Here is an 18,557-nt window from a genome sequence, read left to right on the forward strand (position 1 = left end):
GACCAGACACATTCGTCCCCTCCGTCGCGTGTGTCGCGCAGACTTGTACTGTACGTGCTCTTCGAGGGCGCGCGCTGCGGCGCGGCGGGTGCATCGGGGGCGCGCCGCCGCCGGTCGCCGGGCTTCAGTGCTGACTGTGCGCGGGTTTAACGGCGGTCGTTGTCGTCGAACGCCTTGCGCGAAGCGCCCGGCCGACCCAGCACAGCCCCGCCCCGACCGCGAGGAACGCCGCGGCCACGACCACGCAGGACAGCGCGACGCGTAGATAGCCGTGAGCACGCGGATCCAGGAACGGATACGGGTACCACTGCGCCGCCGGGCCGCGCGCCAGCGAATACGCCAAAAACGCCACGGGGAACGCCAGCCACGCCGCCGCGCGCGAGAGCCGCAGCGGGCGGCGCGGCGGGTCGATCAGCCAGTCGAGCAGGAACACCAGCGGCGTGACTTTGTGCACCACCGTGTTCACCCACGGGATGACCTGCGGGGTGTCGTAATGCGCCAGCGCGACGCCGTACACGATGCCGGTGATCACCAGGTACAGCGCCGCAGCGCCGCGCAGCAGGTCCGTTGCGCCCTCGCCGCCGCGCAGCAGGCTCAGCCCGCCGACGAGGAAGACCACCGTGCCCAGGATGTTGCTCAAGATCGTGAAGTAGCTGAAGAAGTTCACCAGTCCCGTGCTGCCGCTGAATCCGGCCCGGTACGCGGTGAATCCGAGCGCGACCGCCGTCAGCGCCGCGATCCCGAGCCGGTACCCGGCTACCGCCAGTCGTCCCCGCGCCTCGGGCAGCGATCCGCTCAGCGCCATGTGCGCTCCTCGTCCGACAGACACCGCCCACGCCACACCACGCGACGGGCTTTCAGTGTCGAACCGGCGGGTAGCGCGCGTCTCACCTGCACGGCCGAACGAGTGAACGCACGCCAGGCGCGCCGCGACCGCCCGCCGGTCAGTGCAGGGTCGCGGTCGCCAGCTTCGCAGCGAACCCGAGGAACAGCGTGCCCACCCCGCCGGTCATACACGAGGCCAGACGACGCCGGCGGCGCAGCGCCGAGGCCAGCCGGTCGCCGCCCAGAATCAGGGCGCTCAGATACAGCACCGAGAACGCCTGGATGATGACCGCGAGCACCGCGAACGGCACGACCGGATGCGGATAGGCCGGATCGACGAACTGCGTGAAGAAAGCCAGGAAGAACAGGATCGCCTTCGGGTTGAGCAGGCTGACCACCAGCGCCCGCCGGAATGGCCGCTCGCCCGCGTTCGCGCCCGCGCCCGTTTCCGGTTCCGCTCCAGACGCGTCTGCCGCCTGCGACGCCGCCGCGTCCGGATGGACCGCTGCATGCATCGTTCTTGCGAGCACCGCGTCTTCTTTGGCGCCATTGCCTTGAGTGCCACCGTCTTGAGTGCCGCCGTCTTGAGTGCCACTGTCTTGAGTGCCACTGTCTTGAGCGCCGCCGGAATCCCGCGCCTCCCTCAGTTGCGCGCGCCGCTGCCGCAGCGAGCGCACGGCCGAGCGCAGCATCCCGACACCGAGGACCGCGAGATACGCCGCACCGAGGTATTTGACCGCGCCGAATGCCAGCGGCGAGCGCGTGAGCAGCGAGGCCGCGCCCAACGAGGTGAGCATGATCAGGGTGCTGTCACCGAGGAACACCCCGCACGCCGCCCGGTACCCGGTGCGCACGCCTCGGCGCGCGGCCACCGACAGCACATACAGCGAGTTCGGCCCCGGCAGCAGGATGATCAGGCCCGCGCCGGCGACGTACTCGGGCAAGTTCACAGTCCCTAGCAAGCTGCCCCCTCATCGTCGTGGCGCCATCATCGCCGTGACAACCCCGCAGCCGCAACACCCTTTACCGGGTAGTGCTCCTTACAGTTCGAACGCGCCGGGCGGCGGCTCGGGGGAGGGCACCGCGGTCGCGTCCGTCACGGGTGCCGCCCCGGCGATCCACGCGTCCAACGCTTCCCCGCTGGTCACTCGGGCGGGGAAGGGGTCTCCCGCGGCGCGGCGCACCAGGTCGGCGATCGGAAGCGGCTCATGCGACGCGGCCAGCACCAGGTTGCCGAAGCGCCGGCCGCGCAGCACCGCCGCCTCCGCGATCAGCACCGCGTGCGGGAATACTGCGCGTACCGTCGCCGCCTGCCCCCGCGCGAATCCCAGCGGCGCGCCGTCCGCGATGTTCGCCGCGTAGACGCCGCCAGGCCTCAACGCAGCCGCCGCCAGCGTTACGAACTCCACGCTGGTCAGATGCGCCGGGGTGCGTGCCCCGGCGAATGCGTCGGCCACCACCAGATCCGTGCTGCCCGCGCGCCGCGACGCCAGCGCCTCGCGCGCGTCCCCGGTGCGCACCTTGAGCCGCCAGCGTCGGTCCCACGGCAGGTGCTCGCGCACGAACGCGACCAGTTGGCCGTCGATCTCCACCGCGAGCTGACCGCTGCCGGGCCGCGTGTATGCGAGGTATCGCGGCAGACTCAGCGCCCCGCCGCCCAAATGCAGCGCGTCGATGCGCGCACCGGCTGGGAACACCGCGTCGGCCACATGCGCCAACCGTTGGATGTACTCGAATTCGAGCCGCGTCGGATCCTCAAGGTCCACATACGACTGCGGCACCTCGTTGACAGTCAGCAGCATCGCGCCCGGCTGGTCCACGTCCGGGAGCAGCCGCGCCACCCCCGACGCGGTCAGCGCGGCTGCAGGCTGCGAGGCGGCGCGGCGCGATCGGGCGGAGGGCACAGCGCCCCATTATTCAGCACTGCCGTGCTACGCAGCATTGCCGCGCTACTCGTCACCGCCGCGTTGCTCGGGACTGCCGCTCTTCAGGCGGCCACCGTCAACGCGTTGTCGCTCCAGCCAGCAACTCGGCCCCCGCCGCCCGCGCCTCCGCCACCAGCAACCGCACGTGCTCCTCTCGCGTCTCGGGATTGAGCACGCAGGCCCGCAGCACCGGCCGGCCCTGATAGACCGTCCCGGTGACGAACGCCATCCCGCGCTCCTGAATCGCGGCCGGCAGTGCGGCGTTGACCTCGTCGACCTGCTCAGGCGCGACACCTGCCGGTGCGTAGCGGAACGCCACGATCGATAGCTCCACCGGCGCCGCCAGCTCCAGGTCCGGCGTCTCCTCCACGATCCGTGCCAGCACCTGGGCCGTCTCGTTGCACGCCGCGACATCCGCTGCCACACCCGCCCGGCCGCGCGCCGCGATCGACGCCCACACCGGCAGCGCGCGGAACTGCCGCGTCTGTTCGATCCCGTACTCGCTCAGCCAGCCCAGCGCGTCTCCGGATTCATCCCGCAGATACGGCGGCACCAGTGAGAACGCCGAGCGCAACAACGCCCGGTCGGCCACCAGCAGCGCCCCGACGCCAATCGGCACCTGCAACCACTTGTGCGGATCCAGCGCGAGCGAATCGGCCCGTGCCATGCCCGCGTACCGCGCCGACACCCGTGCATCCACGGCTCCGAACGCGCCGTACGCGCCGTCGATGTGCAGCCACACCCCGCCCTCGCCGCCCGGTGAGCCGCACACGTCCGCGATCTGCTCGAGTGGATCGATCGCCCCGGTGTTGACCGTTCCTGCGCTCGCCACCACGAGGAACGGCACCCGCCCAGCCGCGCGGTCACGGGCTATCAGCTCCCGCAGCGCCTCAACGTCCATGCCCGCGCCGACCGGCCCGCCGCCGGCGTCCCCTGCCTTCTCAACACGTTCCGGCACCGTGCGCAACGCCCGGCTGCCGATCCCCAGCAGCTCGATCGCCTTTCGCACACACGAATGCGCCTCCGCCGTCGCGTACGCGGTCAGTTCCGGCGCCCCGGCAAGGCCCTTCTCGCGCACATCCCAACCCGCCCGCTCCAGCGCCCGGTGCCGCGCCGCCCCGATCGCCACGATCGTCGCCATCGACGCACCCGAGGTCAGCAGCCCCGCGCCGGTCTCGTGCGGGAAACCCACCAGTTGCGCCAGCCACCGCACCACGGCCCGCTCGAGCGGCACGTCCGCGTGATCCCCGCCCGCACTCGACGGATTCGAGGCTGAAGCCAGCACTCCCGCCGCCACCGCCGCCGGATGCGGCGCCGCGTTGACCCAGCCGAAAAACGCCGGGTGCCCGTTGCCCATCGGATACGCCAGCATTCGCCGCGCGGCCTCGTCCAGCAGCTCGCCGACCGCGCGCCCGGTCTCCGGCAGCGGTGCGTCCAGTAGCGCCGCACGCACCTGCTCGGGCATCGGCTGCCACACCGGCCGCGCCGCCACGCCGTCTAGGTGTGCGGCCGCCAGATCGGCAGCCGCACGCAATCCGTCACGCACCGGAAAAAGGGAATCAGCCACGCCATGATCGTAAGCCTGCGCCTCAAGGCTTCGACGAGTCGCCGCCTCAGGCGCCATTTCCGTTCCCCGTATCCGTCCCCGCTCCCATTCCCGCCTCGCCCGCTGCCGCCCTCTCTGCTCGCGCCTCCGGTCCTGTCCCAGCCTCGCCCTCCGCCCCCGTCTCCGTTTCCGCCGCCAGCAATTGGCGCAACGCCTTGTGCGTGCGGTTCGCCCGCACCGCCGCCCGCTGCTCGCGCGCCGTCGCGTCGATGTAGTTCTGACTCGTCGTCAGCGAGGCGTGCCCCAGCAATCGCATGATCTCCACCGCGCTCGCGCCGTCCTCAGCCAGCCGCGTGGCGAACGTATGCCGTAACGCGTGCACCAGCGCCCCCTGCGGCACCCGCGAGGAAACCCCAGCCTCCTGATACGCTCGCCCCACCAGATACTGCAGCGCCCCGCGTCCCATCGGCGCGCCGTCATGCCCCACGAACAGCGGGTCCGAGCGCGCCGGCGAGCGCCCGGCGAACCGCACCCGCCGCGACTCCAGATACTCCGCCACCACGGCGTCCAGCTCCGGCTCCACCGGAATCGAACGCTCCTTGCCGCCCTTGCCCCGCACCTTCAAATAGCGCTCGCCGTCCCGGCCGTCGAGGCACCCGACGGTCAGCTCCAGCAGCTCGCTCGACCGCAACCCCGCGCACAGCAGCAGCGCCACCACCGCGAAATCCCGCTCCGGCCACGGGCGTCGGCGCCGCGTGCGATCCGGCGGCGCGGCGCTGGAGACCAGCAGCCGCTCCGGGGTGTCGGTTCCGCGCAGCGGCTTCGGAAACCGGTGCGGCGGGCGCGGCCGATCCACGGTCCCCATCGGGTTGCCCGGCACCACCGTGTCCGCGACTAGGAACGAGAAGAACTGATTCCACACCGACCACGCCCGCCCCACCGAGGCTGCCGAACGCGGCTGCGCGAACCGCGCGAACGCCTGCCGCAGCGCACGGCCAGTCACCACGTCGATGGGCAGGTCAGGTGCCTCGCAACCGTGCTGCTCGGCCAGGAGTTCCCCGATCGCGTCCAGATCGCGCCGGTAAGCGGCCAGGGTGTTCGCGGCGTGCTTTCGCGCCTGCCGCGCGCGCAGGAATTCCTCGATGCACGCACCCAGCGTCCGTGACCGATCCACGTCGCCGTTCTTGTCCAGCTCGTGATCGCTTGGCTCCATGCCCGCGATTATGCGTGACAGCCACGGGTATCCGGCGGAGGACTGACCGACGATCGCAGCCAACCGTCGCGCCCCGTCTCGGGCGCACGCCCGGAAGGCGCTCTGCCTGTGAGCGAAACCGGCTCTCCCGGCACCTACCACTACCATCACCGCGTGCGCAGTGGTGACGAACCAATCCATGCCCGCAGTCCGCTGCGGATGCGCCTCACGCTCGCTCTGGTCGGACTCGCCAACGGACTGGCCGGTGTCATCCTCTTCGCGCTGCTCGGGAGTCAGCCGCTCACCTGGGCGTTCGCCGCTCTGTGCGTCATCGCGTCGATCAATGTCGCCGTCGTGGTCCACCGCATCCGGCAAGGCCCGCACTACCAGCCCGGCCCCGGCATCCCGCCTTACCGGCCGGTGCCGGCCGAACGGCCCGCCCAGCGTCCGTACACTCCGGCTACGCCGCGCACCCGGCACCGCCGCTACCTGATCATGATGGGCGTCTGCGTCACGCTGCTGATCCTCGCCTGGACCTGGATCCGGCTCTACTCGGTCACCGCAGCGGTCGTCATGAGCGCGGCGGCCGCACTCATCCCGCCGTTCGCCGCGATCCTCTCCAACGTCGACAGCCCGATCCTGCACGAGGAAGAGAACCAGAACCGCGACGACTGGCAGCACCGCGCCCCGGGCGCCTGACCGGTTCGGCAGCCAGTAGCAGCGCCCTGATGTAGCACCTTAACACCGCGTGGTGGCGGCGCGCCCGCGGATGGAGGGGTGGTCCGCAAGCGCGCCGCGTCTAGCGCCGACCCGCCACCTGCGCAGGTGGCAAGTCGGCAGCTCAGCAGACCGCGTTCGTTCCGGTCGTGTTCGTTACTGCGGGCGCTGCTCGCCGGGCTGGGTGTGCGGCGTGCGCCCGGCCGGGATGACGCCCATGCGCCCGGCCTGGAAGTCCTCGAAGGCCTGGATCAGCTCTTCCTTCGTGTTCATCACGAACGGCCCGTAGTGCGCCACCGGCTCGCGGATCGGCTGCCCGCCCAGGATCAGCACGTCGAAGTCCGGCGTGCGGCTGTCCGGCCGCGTGCTCGCCTCGATCGTCAGCGCGTCTCCGGCGCCGAACACCGCCAGCTGCGAGGCCTCCATCGGCCGGTTCTCGGCGCCGACGGAGCCGCGCCCGGAGAGGCTGTAGACCAGCGCGTTGAAGTCCTGGGGCCACGGCAGCACCAGCCGCGCGCCGGGCCGCAGCGTCGCGTGGATCATCGAGATCGGCGTGAAGGTACTGCCCGGACCCTTGTGCCCGGCGACCTCGCCCGCGATCACCCGCACCAGCGCGCCGCCGTCGGGGGAGGAGAGCAGCGTCGCCTGCGTTCCCTCGATCGCCTGGTAGCGCGGCGGGTTCCACTTGTTCGCCCGCGGCAGGTTCACCCACAGCTGGATGCCGTGGAACAGGCCGCCCGACATCACCAGGTGCTCCGGCGGGGTCTCGATGTGCAGGATGCCGCTGCCCGCGGTCATCCACTGCGTGGCCCCGTCCATGATCTTCCCGCCGCCGCCGTGCGAGTCGGAGTGCTCGAACTCGCCGTCGATCATGTAGGTGACCGTCTCGAATCCGCGGTGCGGATGCCACGGGGTGCCCTTCGGCTCGCCCGGCGCGTACTCCACCTCGCCCATCTGATCCATGTGGATGAACGGGTCCAGGTCCCGCAGCGACACGCCCGCGAAGGCCCGGTGCACCGGGAAGCCCTCGCCCTCGAAGCCGGTGGGCGCGGTGGTCACCGACCGCACCGGCCGCTGTCGCGTTCCCTCAGCCGGCACCTGCGGCACTCGCGCAAGCTCCAGCGTGCTGTCCACCGTCACCGCAGGCATCGTGACCTCCTGGCCATCCGCGCCGGCCCTGAGCGGCCGTCGCTTCGAACGTCGTAATGTTGAACGTTCACCTACCTCAGGATAATCCCGCGCCGTGCCCGTGGCACGCACACGGCCGGGAGAAGCCACCGTGAGCAATAGACGGGCAGGTCACGAGCGGTTCACTCGGAAGGCTCCATCCCCTCCGGCGGTCCTTCCTGCGGGCCGAGCGTGGGCTCGAACGCCGCGCTGTAGCGCGCGAACAGCGCCCGCCAGCCCTCGTCGCCCTCCGGCGAAGGCTTTCCGGCGAGCAGATCCAGGCACACGTGCCATCCCGCCGCGTTGCGCGCGGCGATCGACGCGGCCATCTCGTCGGTCATGACCAGCCGCGTCCCGCCGGAGCCGGCGGAATCCGGTTCCAGTTGGAAGCGCAGCGTCTCCTCGCCCCACAGATACGCCAGCGTGCGCGGCGGATCGCATTCGAGCACCACGCCGTCCATGGTGAATTCGGCATGGCCGGGGAACGAGAACGTCAGCGACGCGCCGACCTCCCACCGCTCCACCGAGATCTCGCACGGAAACCACCCGCGCAAACCCTCCGGGTCGGTCAGCGCCTGCCAGACCGCCTCCGCGGGAGAGTCGAGCACGCGCTCGAACCGCACGGCGGGCCCGGTGCCGAGCATCACCAGCGCCGCCGCGCCCTGCGCGTCCCGATCGCCGGTGGGAGCTGCGGACGCCGCAGGAGCCGCGGAAGCCGCAGTGGAAGCGTGCGTCTCGTCCATCCTTTGATCACTCCTCGGCAAGCATCTGGACAGCCCGCGAGAGCGGCCTGTCGCCGCCGCATTTCGGTACCTTCTCCGCCAACGTAACGCGCCCGCCCTGCCGCCGCTCCGGCGGAATTCTGTCGACCTGCCCAGGGCTGGTCGCGATGCTCTACGCCACGACCTGAAACCGCCGCGTCACCGCTCCACCCTGCCGCACCCGATCCTGGCAAGATGGCGGCATGGAGCGTGTTCTCGGCATCGGCGGATACTTCCTGCGGGCGGCCGACCCCGCGGCCCTGGCCGCGTGGTATCGCGACTGCCTGGGCCTGGACACCGATGAGCACGGCCTGTGGAGCCAAGAGCCCGGGCAGACGGTGTTCGCGACCTTCGAGCCCGAATCCGACTACTTCGGCTCGCGTACCCAGCAGACCATGCTCAACTTCCGGGTGCGCGACCTGGACGCGATGCTCGCCCAACTGCGCGCCAAGGGCGCGAACGTGACCGACGAGCCGCAGGAGATGGAAGGGGTCGGCCGCTTCGGCTGGGTGACCGATCCCGAGGGCAACCGCATCGAGCTGTGGCAGCCCGCCTGACCCAGCCCCGCCCGGCGCAGTAGTTTCTTTGAGAGGCCCGCAGCGTGGCGGGCGCGCAGGGAGGCTGGTCTTACATGCCATGGCAGGTGCGTGGAGTCGTCGCCCGGGGCAAGGGCGAACCGGTCTCGCTGGAGACGGTGCTGGTGCCGGACCCCGGTCCGGGCGAGGCCGTCGTTCGGGTGCAGGCCTGCGGCGTGTGCCACACCGACCTGCACTATCGGGAGGGCGGGATCAGCGACGAGTTCCCGTTCCTGCTCGGGCATGAGGCGTCGGGCGTCGTCGAGGCGCTGGGCGAGGGTGTCACGGGACTGGCGGTCGGCGACTTCGTGATCCTCAACTGGCGCGCCGTCTGCGGCAACTGTCGTGCCTGCCTGCGCGGGCGTCCCTGGTACTGCTTCGCTACGCATAACGCCACGCAGCGCATGACCCTGCAGGATGGGACCGAGTTGAGCCCTGCGCTCGGTATCGGCGCGTTCCTCGAGCGGACGCTGGTGCACGCGGGCCAGTGCACGAAGGTCGACCCGTCCGCGTCGCCGGCCGTGGCGGGGCTGCTGGGCTGCGGCGTGATGGCCGGTCTCGGCGCGGCGCTGAACACCGGCGCGGTGGGCCGGGGCGACTCGGTCGCCGTCATCGGCTGCGGCGGCGTGGGCGGTGCGGCGGTCATGGGCGCGCGGCTGGCCGGCGCGGCGCGCATCATCGCGGTCGACGTGGACGGCCGGAAGCTGGAGACGGCGCGGCGGCTCGGCGCGACGCACACCGTCAACTCGCGCGACACCGATCCGATCGAAGCGGTGCGCGAGCTGACCGGGGGCTTCGGCGCGGATGTCGTCATCGACGCCGTGGGTCTGCCGGAGACCTACAAGCAGGCCTTCTACGCCCGCGACCTCGCCGGAACCGTCGTGCTCGTCGGCGTGCCCACACCGGAGATGAAGCTCGAGTTGCCGCTGCTGGACGTGTTCGGGCGCGGCGGAACGCTCAAATCCTCCTGGTACGGGGACTGCCTGCCATCGCGCGACTTCCCGATGCTGATGGACCTTTACCAGCAGGGTCGGCTCGATCTCGGTGCGTTCGTCACCGAGAGGATCGGGCTGGAGGACATCGAGGCCGCGTTCGCGAAGATGCGCGGCGGCGACGTACTGCGCTCCGTCGTGGTGTTCTAGGTCGCATGCGCGCACTCAACGCCGACATCACCGCGTATCGAGCCGGCCGTCGAAAGGGGAACCATGACTGAACGCCCGGGCTGGGCTCCTGGCGAGGTGGATATCGATACCCCGTCAGCTGCCCGCATGTACGACTACTACCTCGGCGGATCGCACAACTTCGCCGCGGACCGCGAGCTGGCGGAGCAGGCCATGGCCGTGTGGCCGGACGCACGGCACTTCGCGACGGCGAACCGCGCCTTCCTGCGCCGGGTCGTCACCCTGTTGGCCAGCCTGGGGATCGACCAGTTCCTCGACCTGGGTTCCGGCATCCCCACCGTCGGCAACGTGCACGAAGTGGCGAGAGCGGCCAACCCGAACGCGCGGACCCTATACGTGGACTGCGACCCTGTCGCCTACGCTCACGGCAGCGCGCTGCTCGCGGATGTACCGCACGCACGGTTCCTACACGCCGACCTGCGTTACCCGAAGGCGGTGGTAAGTAGCGCTGAACTGACCGGATTCCTGGACTTAAGCAGACCGATCGCGGTGCTGTTGTTCCTCGCGCTGCCCTTCGTGCCAGACGAGGACGACCCGGAAGGCATCGTCGAGGCCTACCGGGAGGCGACCGCCCCTGGCTCATACATCGCGCTCACGCACGGCACCGGCGACTATCGCCCGCAGGCGGCCTCCCAGGTACGCGACGTGTACGAGCACGCCAGCCACTCGATGACCCTGCGTAGCAAGGCGCGGATCGCGGAACTGCTGCGCGGATACGAACTGCTGGAACCCGGCGTGGTCGACACCATCCGCTGGCGTCCGGACCCTGACGCGCTGCCGGACCCGCTGGACGGCGACGTGTCCCGCTATGCGATGTACGCGGCGGTAGGTGTCCGCCGCTGAACAGAAACTTCGGCCCACCGCCGTCTGTCGTACCCAGACGCCAGAGGTATGCGGTAGGCCGCAGTAGGTCATAGTACGGCGCACGTATTAGAGGCAGGTCGTCATGGGTGCTGTACGCGTCGGGGTTGAGGCCCGATCACCACGACCTGGCCGAACCGACCCGAGCGTCCCAACGGCGTGTCCCGACCACGCATGACTCAGCCGGATGATGCCGAAGCCAGCGCGGACAGCACGCGCTCTCGCAGCAGTTCGTATTGTTCACGGTAGCGCCGGGGAGCATCCGGCGGCCGATGCACGACCTGCCCATTCGCGATGACTTCGCCGGGGTAGAACTGATCAGCGGTGAAGTCGACCTCGGAACCGTCGGGCAACCGGTTCCAGTAATGGTTCCCGGTCTTGACTCCATCGACCTGTACTTCGCCGAGGATCAGGTCACCACCAAGCAGATCCTGAACCACAAACGCGGTCATCCCGCACTGTGCCCGTGCCGGATTTTCCGGCACCCACCGCTCACTGACCTCGGGATAGCAAGTGTCTGGCCCCCATGCGGCCCTCACCAGGGGTAGCAGCAACTCCACGCTCAACATCCCGCGAGCATTGCAGAGGGCTCTGACAGTCGAAGGCGAAGCACCCTGGGCACAAAAGGTGTCAAGATTGCAGGGCACGGAGGGGTACGTGCTGCTTTCCCTTGAGCTCGCTGGGACCTCGTCGATGTAGTGTCCGAACCGTCGGCGACGTGCTCGGCGCTCGTCCCGGCGTTGTCCTGACCGTCAGCCCTTGCGGACCTTGTATTTCGGTCCTGCGAACTCCCGCAGGCGCCTGGAGAACTCGGCGTGCTCGTCGCGGGGAACGACGCTCTTGGGTATGACATACATGCCGGACGGGGCGAGAGTGAACGTCCATGCCATGGGCCGTTCGTTGACCGAGGCGATACGCGCCCACCCGACCCGCTGTGTGGCCGCGTCGGCCGGCCCCGTGTAGCTGACGCCGTCGGCCGAGACCTCGATCCGGGTCGGGCCGACAAGGCGGGCAAGTATGCGGGTCGCGGCCGACGACGCGGCCAGTTTCCGGGCTAGAAACGAGCTGACGGGGTTGCCCGGCGGGGCCGACCTAAGCTGTGCAGCGTGGTCTTCGCTGAACTCGAATGACACGTCAATGCGGTCCATGCGGCGCCTCCCCTCCGCCGCTGCTGGGCGCCGCAGCGGCTGTCAATCCTTTGCGACGGTGAAGCTATCACAGATGAGCGCCGCACCGGATTGGCGCACCAGTAGGTCGAATTCGGCGCGCAGTGCCTCCGTCAGCGTGCTGAGTTCAGGGAAATGATCGGGGTCGGCGGTCGCGGTCACCGTCAGTGTGCCCGCATAGGAGAGCACCTCGAAGTAGACCGGCACGTTCCCGCCGGGGCCTAGGCCCACCGGGATCGCCGAGGTGACCTGGGCGCCCGCGAAGGTGACCGGCGCTGCGGGCCCGCGTACGTGCGTGACCAGCGTGTGGAATCGGTGCTGGTGGTTGAGGTACCAGCGATAGCCGCCGAGCGCGGCCAGGGGCCGGAACAGCCAGCCCAGCAACGCGATCGGGGGCGGCCCGGTCGCGGCCGCCTTCTGCGCGCGGACTTGTGCCGCGACCCGTCGTAGCCGGTCCGGCAGTTCGCCGGTCGCCGGAACGGTCACCAGCATGGGACTGACCATGTTGCCCAGGTCCGGCCCGTCCGCCCGGCCGCGGCCCGACACCGGCACGGTCATCACGAGTGCGTCGGCCGATTCGCCCCGGCCGCGCAGGACCCGGCGCAGCGCGCCTGCCACCACGACGAGAACGGCGTCGTTGGTCGTAGCGCCATGCCGATGCGCGGCGGCCTGAACGGCGACGAGGTCGACGTGGACCACCGCCAGCCGTCGGCGCCGCCCGGTGCGCTGGTTCAGCGAGTAGGGGGCGGCCCGCGGCGGCCGCAGCCCTCCACCGGCGCCCATCGACCGGCGTAGCAACTGCCAGGACTGACTTGCGCGACGCAACCCTCTCAACCTCGCCCTGAACGCCTCGCGTGCGAGAGCCGGCGCTAGGGGGGCCGACCTCGGGAAGTTCGCCCCTGACTCCTCGCGCGGCGCGTCGATTAGACCTCTCAGCACCGCAAGCCCGCCGATCCCATCTGCGAGCGCGTGGTGCAACACGATCACCAAGGCGAGCGCGCCGCCGGTCGGGCTGGTGATCAGCACCGCGGCCCACAACGGCGCGTCACGCGGCAGGGGCTCCGAGATGACCGACACAGCGGTGTCAAGAAGCTGCTGCTCACGGCCGGGCTTCGGGCAAGCCACCGCGCGGACGTGGCGACGGATGTCAAACTGCGTGTCGTCGACCCAGATCGGCCCGCCGCAGCCCAGCGGTACCCGGACCAATCGCTGCCGCAACCGTGGCACGGCCCGGATACGGTCGGCCAGCAGCAGGCGGGCGCTCGCCAGGTCCAGGCCACCCTCGCCCTCGCCCTCGGCGTAAAGCGTGAGGAGGACGCCGAACTGCTCTGGCACCTGTCCGGTGTCCATAGCCAGGAACGCCCGGTCTGACGCGCTCGCGCGTTCGATCACCGCACGCCCGAGCTCTGTACGGCCGCCGGTCATGACTGTCATGAATCCAGCAAAGGCGCCCCGTGCCCCGCAGCCCAGAGCCGAAGGTCACCGCGTCAGCGCCCACACGCCTCGAGCATCAACATCCTGCCGTCCGATCGCGCACGCGAGAGGAGTTACGGAGCAGTTATTCGGCTGCGGCGACGAGTTCCCGCAACTGCCCCAACGCCTGCCTGGCGATCTGCTCGAACGGCCTCTGCTCCGCGTCCTCGACCCATTGCGTATAGGCGATGTGCATGACCGTGGTCGCGGTATGGGCAGCCAGGTCGGCGGCGGTCTCGCCGATTCCCCGTTTCCGCATCGCGCTCGCTATCGCGGTGGCCAGCGACGCGGTCTTGATCAGCTCGCGCTCCTGCAACTCAGGGCTGGAGCTGATGATCCGGTACCGCTGGCCGGCGAACTCCCGGACCTCCTCGAACTGGACGGCGGCGGCGTCCAGCGCGGCGCCGATCAGGCCGAACACGGAGGCCGAAGCCGGTGCTGCGTCGATGCCGGCCACCATCCGCTGCTCGAGAAACTGCGCGCCCCAGAACAGCACCTCGCGCTTGTCCGCGAAGTAGCGGAAGAACGTCCGCTTCGTCAGGCCCGCGCGCTCGGCGATCTGCGCGACGGTCGTCTCGTCATACCCGCGCTCGCTATAGAGCGCCAACGCAGCCTCCTGCAGCCGCATGCGCGCGTCCGGCTGCCATCTGCCCATGCGGAGATCCTAGCTGATGTCACTCGGTGCCATCGCTGTGCTAGAGTGATGACACCAGGTGACATCACTCGTCTCGGGAGGATTTCCCATGCGTGTTTTCGTAACCGGCGCGTCCGGGCACATCGGCTCGGCCGTCGTGCCTGAGCTGCTGCAAGCCGGCCACCAGGTCGTGGGGCTGGCCCGCTCAGACGGCTCGGCCGCCGCGCTCGCGGCCGCCGGCGCCGAGGTCCGCCGCGGCGATCTCGCCGACCTCGACGTGCTGCGCGAGGCCGCTGCGTCGGCGGACGGCGTTATCCACCTCGCCTTCAGGCACGACCTGATGCGCTCCGGCGACTTGCAGGGCGCGGTCGCCGCCGACTCCGCCGCCGTACAGGCGCTGGCCGAAGCGCTGGAAGGGACCGGCAAGCCGCTGGTGAGCACGTCCGGCACGCTCATGGTCACCCTCGCGGGCATCACCGGACGGCCGGCCACCGAGGCGGACTTCGCCCCGAGCGGTCCGCGGGTCGACAGCGAGAACTATGTGATCGGCCTCGCCGAACGCGGCGTGCGCTCCAGCGCCGTCCGGCTGCCTCCCATCGTGCACAGCTCGCTCGACCACCACGGCTTCGTGCACGCTCTTGCCGGCATCGCCCGGCAGACCGGCGTGTCCGCGTACGTGGGCGATGGGACTAACCGGTGGCCTTCGGTGCACACGCTCGACGCGGCACGGGCATACCGGCTTGCCCTCGAGGACGCCCCGGCCGGCAGCCGACTCCACGTAGTCGCCGAGGGCGGTATCCCGTTCCGCGACATCGCGGCCGCTATCGGTCGCGGCGCCGGAGTACCCGTGACGAGCATCCCCGCAGAGGACGCCGCCGAGCACTTCGGTTTCCTCGGCGCGTTCGTCGGCACGGACAACCCGATCTCGAACGAGTTGACGCGCAAGGTGCTCGGGTGGCAGCCGACGCATCCTGGTCTCATCGAGGACCTGGAGCACGGGCACTACTTCGCGCAACCCTGAGCCGTCTCACGCCTACGCTGACGGACTCGCCCGTCCGCTCGAGGCACGGACCCTTCGTCGCCTAGCCGTGTGTCCGCCGCCCCTCCACCCCCGCCCCCATAGTGTCCGCCGCTTCCGATGTGGCCGCCGTGTGTGGCGGGGGTTGTGGTGCTGCCTGTCGACGTAGGTGTCGTGTCGGCCCGGGTTCGACCCCACCACGTGCCCCCCGCTGCGACCAGCCGGGTCCGCGCACACAAATCCGAGTCGCGGTCCACGGCACCGCCGGGATATCGTCTTAGCGGCGGTTGCCGGCCGCACCCGGGTCCGCGGGCAGAGCTTCAAGCTCACCGGCTTTTGCGCATACATGTGCCAGGTACGTCTTTCCAGCCCGATGAACGCGGACCCGCGGGCGCCGAGGAAGGACTGCCTTGTCCGATCAGTCACGGGCTGACGCCCACGACGAATTCCGCGACCTCCCCGAGAGCCCCAGCCTGCGCCACCTCAAGCTAGAGGCGAAGCGGCGTCTGGCCGCGGGGGAGTTCGCCACGCTGCACGATGCCCAGCTCGCCGTGGCCCGAGAGCACGGCGTGAGCAGCTGGGCCGTGCTCAAGCAGCAGGTCACCGCCGCAGAGGGCGAAGATGGCCACGCGCTCGCACAGGTGCGCTGGGTCTTCGGCCGGTATGCGGGGGCTAACACACCGGATTGGACCCCGCCCTCGCACGGCGAGCTGAGCGAGCACTTCGACGAGCGCTTCCTCAGCCTCGTGCCGCCAGCCACCGTCGCGGAAACCCTCCACGGCGTCGCGACGCGGCTGCACGACGACCTGGTCGTCGTTGACGGCGGGCCGTTGCATCTGCGCGCGAAGATCGCCGACCTTTTGGTGGAGGCCGCCGCCGAGCCGAGCGCTCCCCACCGGCTCACCGGCCTGCGCGTCTACCGAGGCGGCGGCACCATCACCGACGCCCGCACCGCCCGGCCGCCATCCACCGGGACCGGCCCGGTGCCCGAGCAGGTGCCCGCCCTGGTCGATGAGTCCTACGCGGAACTCGGCCTGGTCGGGCTGATCGCCGCGGGCGATTGGGACGACGGCCCGGCCTCCGGGCCCGCTCCCAGCCCCGCCTTCGGCCGAGGCCCTGGCCCGTGGGCGCACACCCGCGGCTGGGCAGACCTCGACGACGACGTGCCGCTGCGGCCCGACCACTGCTTCCCGGCCCGCGCGATCACCAAGCTGATCACGTCCACGGCGGTCCTGCGCCTGGTCGCCGAAGGCGCCGTCGCGCTTGATGACCCGGCCAACGGCCACCTGCGATCGCTCCACTTGGCGGACGAAGCAGTCACCGTGCGGGAACTGCTTTCGCACACCGGCGGCGTCGACAGCCCGCCCTCAATGTGGGCCGACGCGGCGGCAAACGTCACCGACGTGCTCGGCCCGGTCGTCGGCTGCTCCGGCACCCGCGGCCAGTTCGCCTACAGCAACGCCGGCTACGCGGTGCTCGGGAAGCTGATCGCGGACGTGACCGGCTCCGAGTTCGCGCAGGCGGTAACCAGGCTCGTCCTCGAACCGCTCGACATGTCCGACTCCTGGTTCCCCGACCGGACCCCGACCTCCGAACGCGCGGTCAAAGGCCACCGACTGGCCATGGACGGCTCGTTCGCGCCCGAACCCCTCCCGGCATTCGCGTTCCAAGCGGCGGGCGGGCTGTGGACCACCGCTCCCGACCTGGTCCGCTTCGGCTCCGGATGGAGGCGCCTGCTGCCCGACCACCTCGCCGAGCAGGCGCTGCGGCCGCACGCCTCGCAGAACGGCGCGGGCGCGGAAATCGGCCTCGGCTGGCTGCTCCAACACCCCAAGGACGCCATCGGCCACGCCGGCAGCGGACCGGGCTCCTCGGCCTCCCTCATCGTGCGCCCGAGCACCAGCCGCACCAGCGTCGTGTTCACCAACCGGCTCGTCCCCATCGAACCGGTCAACGCCCGGCTGATCCGCCCGATCGCCTGAGCCCCGTCCGCCCGCCCGAAGAGTGAAGCAGGGTCCTTTTCCGCGGCCAGTCCCGTCCGCGGGAAAGGACCGTGTCTTGGTTCGGTTGAGCACGCTTTGAAAGCGGCGTGCTCCTCGAGCGAGTGGAGACGCTGGCCGTATGTAAGAGCCGTTGCCCGATAATTGCTGGTCACACGGCAACCTTCCCGGCGACACTGGTCAACAATGACAGATCACGAGTTCCGGGTCGGGCCGGCATTGCGCCGGGTATTGGCGCGGCCAGGCGGAGCCGAGCTACTGGATGCGCTGGCCAGCGAGCTCTCCGGCGCGGATCTGACCACACTGTTGCTCGAGGTGTTCCGGCGTCGCGCCGACCGGCTCACCCCGGCTGATGTAGTGCGACGTTACCGCTCCGATCGATTCGTCACTCCGGCGCCGATAGAACTGGCCGCGCTGCGTCATGCCGAGGACACGCTACTTGCTGCGCTGCCCGACGGCTTCGAGACATTGGTCTTGGCTCCGCTCCTGCCATTGGCGGCGCACTCGGCGGTCGCGAGCGTCGATCCCCGCAAGGTAGTGGCCACGATCCGAGGCAGCGAGGTCGCGGCCGACCCGACCAATGCGCTTGCCCTGGAGGCCGCCGTGCGGCGTTCCAGAATGCTGGCCGTCGATCCACGCTCGGCCGCGCCCGTACGGCTAGCTGCCAGCCAGCGGGTGGTGCGCGCTCAGCACTTCGACGCCCCCGGTATGCTCGCGCACTTCCAGCTCTTCGCGATGGTCAGCGCTGGCCGGGACACCGGCAACCGCGCCTTCGAACACCAGCATCTCACCGAGCATCTGCAGTTCATCGCCAGGGCGCTCTCCATGATCGGCGCCGAACCCGCCGAGTTGCGCCTGACCTGCCTGGAGGAGGCGAGCATCCCGCTGCTGGAGCGTGCCCGAGCCGTGCTGGCCGGAACGCCAGGCATCAACGTCCTCGACGACCGCGAGCGCATGACCGGACGCGGCTACTACACCCAACTGTGCTTCAAGCTCTACGCCACCATCGCAGGCCAATGCGTGGAAGTCGCCGACGGTGGATTCGTCGACTGGACCCGGCAACTCACCGGCAACCACAAGGAACGTCTCCTTATCAGCGGATTCGGAGTCGATCGCCTCGCGGCCACCCCGACACCACCAACCAGCTCCAAGACCGGGCCACGGCAAAAAATCAGGGACCATGCTCCGAGCGCTGATTGAATCGCTGTCAATGCTCGCCTCCGACGCTGCGGTCCAGGTCGCTTGGCTTGACGAACACGGATGGCCGAGCGACGAGTTGGCAGAGGATCACTCGGCACCCGCACGCAACGCATGGTGGATGTGCGAAGAAGGCTTGATCAGCGCCGAGGTGCGTGACCTCGTTGAGCGCATCGACATGATCTTCACCGAGATGAGCGGCGCCCAGAACGCAGCGCGGTGGACGTACGCGGCATTGACTACTGACGATGGTTGGAGCCAGATACGCGCCGCAGCACGACGGGCGCTCGGACTGCTCAGGTCCTAACGGACACGGTGC

19 protein-coding genes are annotated in these 18,557 nt (G+C 70.1%); 8 read left to right on the forward strand and 11 right to left on the reverse strand.

The features are described from left to right. Positions 1-124: 124 nt before the first annotated feature. The 5 genes from VFA06_RS24800 to VFA06_RS24820 all read right to left on the reverse strand — a co-directional run bounded on the left by VFA06_RS24800 (position 125) and on the right by VFA06_RS24820 (position 5,509). A complete protein-coding gene (locus tag VFA06_RS24800; RefSeq protein ID WP_324843126.1) occupies positions 125-805 on the reverse strand; it encodes a Pr6Pr family membrane protein in 681 nt (226 codons plus the stop codon). A gap of 139 nt (positions 806-944) precedes the next feature. Further along, positions 945-1,769, reverse strand: a complete 825-nt coding sequence (locus tag VFA06_RS24805) for a LysE family transporter (protein WP_324843127.1) — start codon at positions 1,767-1,769, stop codon at positions 945-947. Between the two features lie 96 nt (positions 1,770-1,865). Next, positions 1,866-2,729 carry a fused MFS/spermidine synthase gene (locus VFA06_RS24810; protein ID WP_324843128.1) on the reverse strand — a complete coding sequence of 288 codons (864 nt, stop codon included), beginning with the start codon at positions 2,727-2,729 and terminating at the stop codon, positions 1,866-1,868. 97 nt (positions 2,730-2,826) lie between these two features. Then, on the reverse strand, positions 2,827-4,317 hold the full coding sequence (locus VFA06_RS24815; RefSeq protein WP_324843129.1) for a pyridoxal phosphate-dependent decarboxylase family protein: 1,491 nt from the start codon (positions 4,315-4,317) through the stop codon (positions 2,827-2,829). Positions 4,318-4,363: 46 nt separating this feature from the next. Then, positions 4,364-5,509, reverse strand: coding sequence for a tyrosine-type recombinase/integrase (locus tag VFA06_RS24820; RefSeq protein WP_324843130.1), 1,146 nt, complete (start codon positions 5,507-5,509; stop codon positions 4,364-4,366). Between the two features lie 108 nt (positions 5,510-5,617). On the opposite strand from VFA06_RS24820, the gene VFA06_RS24825 reads away from it, so the two are divergent. Further along, positions 5,618-6,187, forward strand: coding sequence for a DUF6343 family protein (locus tag VFA06_RS24825; RefSeq protein WP_324843131.1), 570 nt, complete (start codon positions 5,618-5,620; stop codon positions 6,185-6,187). A gap of 174 nt (positions 6,188-6,361) precedes the next feature. Here the strand turns inward: VFA06_RS24825 and VFA06_RS24830 are convergent, their stop codons facing one another. Together VFA06_RS24830 and VFA06_RS24835 are read right to left on the reverse strand one after the other, a co-directional pair. Then, positions 6,362-7,354, reverse strand: a complete 993-nt coding sequence (locus VFA06_RS24830; protein ID WP_324843132.1) for a pirin family protein — start codon at positions 7,352-7,354, stop codon at positions 6,362-6,364. Between the two features lie 161 nt (positions 7,355-7,515). Beyond that, a complete protein-coding gene (locus tag VFA06_RS24835; protein WP_324843133.1) occupies positions 7,516-8,115 on the reverse strand; it encodes an SRPBCC domain-containing protein in 600 nt (199 codons plus the stop codon). Between the two features lie 221 nt (positions 8,116-8,336). Between VFA06_RS24835 and VFA06_RS24840 the strand changes: the two genes are divergently transcribed. From VFA06_RS24840 to VFA06_RS24850, 3 genes are all read left to right on the forward strand, one after another. Continuing rightward, entirely contained in the window at positions 8,337-8,690 is a 354-nt protein-coding gene (locus VFA06_RS24840) for a VOC family protein (protein WP_324843134.1), read from the forward strand. 74 nt (positions 8,691-8,764) lie between these two features. After that, the gene (locus VFA06_RS24845; protein WP_324843135.1) at positions 8,765-9,850 is read left to right on the forward strand and encodes an S-(hydroxymethyl)mycothiol dehydrogenase; all 1,086 of its coding nucleotides are present in this window, start codon (positions 8,765-8,767) and stop codon (positions 9,848-9,850) included. 63 nt (positions 9,851-9,913) lie between these two features. Then, the gene (locus VFA06_RS24850; RefSeq protein ID WP_324843136.1) at positions 9,914-10,732 is read left to right on the forward strand and encodes an SAM-dependent methyltransferase; all 819 of its coding nucleotides are present in this window, start codon (positions 9,914-9,916) and stop codon (positions 10,730-10,732) included. Between the two features lie 197 nt (positions 10,733-10,929). Here VFA06_RS24850 and VFA06_RS24855 read toward each other — a convergent pair whose 3' ends face one another. From VFA06_RS24855 to VFA06_RS24870, 4 genes are all read right to left on the reverse strand, one after another. Continuing rightward, positions 10,930-11,319 carry a YunG family protein gene (locus VFA06_RS24855; RefSeq protein ID WP_324843137.1) on the reverse strand — a complete coding sequence of 130 codons (390 nt, stop codon included), beginning with the start codon at positions 11,317-11,319 and terminating at the stop codon, positions 10,930-10,932. Positions 11,320-11,502: 183 nt separating this feature from the next. Further along, on the reverse strand, positions 11,503-11,898 hold the full coding sequence (locus VFA06_RS24860; RefSeq protein WP_324843138.1) for a hypothetical protein: 396 nt from the start codon (positions 11,896-11,898) through the stop codon (positions 11,503-11,505). A 42-nt stretch (positions 11,899-11,940) separates the two neighbouring features. Then, on the reverse strand, positions 11,941-13,350 hold the full coding sequence (locus VFA06_RS24865; protein ID WP_324843139.1) for a wax ester/triacylglycerol synthase domain-containing protein: 1,410 nt from the start codon (positions 13,348-13,350) through the stop codon (positions 11,941-11,943). A 124-nt stretch (positions 13,351-13,474) separates the two neighbouring features. Next, the gene (locus VFA06_RS24870) at positions 13,475-14,044 is read right to left on the reverse strand and encodes a TetR family transcriptional regulator (RefSeq protein WP_324843140.1); all 570 of its coding nucleotides are present in this window, start codon (positions 14,042-14,044) and stop codon (positions 13,475-13,477) included. A gap of 88 nt (positions 14,045-14,132) precedes the next feature. Between VFA06_RS24870 and VFA06_RS24875 the strand changes: the two genes are divergently transcribed. From VFA06_RS24875 to VFA06_RS24890, 4 genes are all read left to right on the forward strand, one after another. Beyond that, entirely contained in the window at positions 14,133-15,044 is a 912-nt protein-coding gene (locus tag VFA06_RS24875) for an SDR family oxidoreductase (RefSeq protein WP_324843141.1), read from the forward strand. Positions 15,045-15,451: 407 nt separating this feature from the next. Beyond that, positions 15,452-17,023, forward strand: a complete 1,572-nt coding sequence (locus VFA06_RS24880) for a serine hydrolase domain-containing protein (RefSeq protein WP_324843142.1) — start codon at positions 15,452-15,454, stop codon at positions 17,021-17,023. A 204-nt stretch (positions 17,024-17,227) separates the two neighbouring features. Continuing rightward, on the forward strand, positions 17,228-18,241 hold the full coding sequence (locus VFA06_RS24885; RefSeq protein WP_324843143.1) for a hypothetical protein: 1,014 nt from the start codon (positions 17,228-17,230) through the stop codon (positions 18,239-18,241). Then, entirely contained in the window at positions 18,222-18,545 is a 324-nt protein-coding gene (locus VFA06_RS24890) for a hypothetical protein (RefSeq protein WP_324843144.1), read from the forward strand. The genes VFA06_RS24885 and VFA06_RS24890 overlap by 20 nt, the downstream gene beginning before the upstream one ends. Positions 18,546-18,557 lie beyond the last annotated feature (12 nt).

Source organism: Actinocrinis sp. (assembly GCF_035653575.1).
GTDB lineage: Bacteria > Actinomycetota > Actinomycetes > Streptomycetales > Catenulisporaceae > Actinocrinis.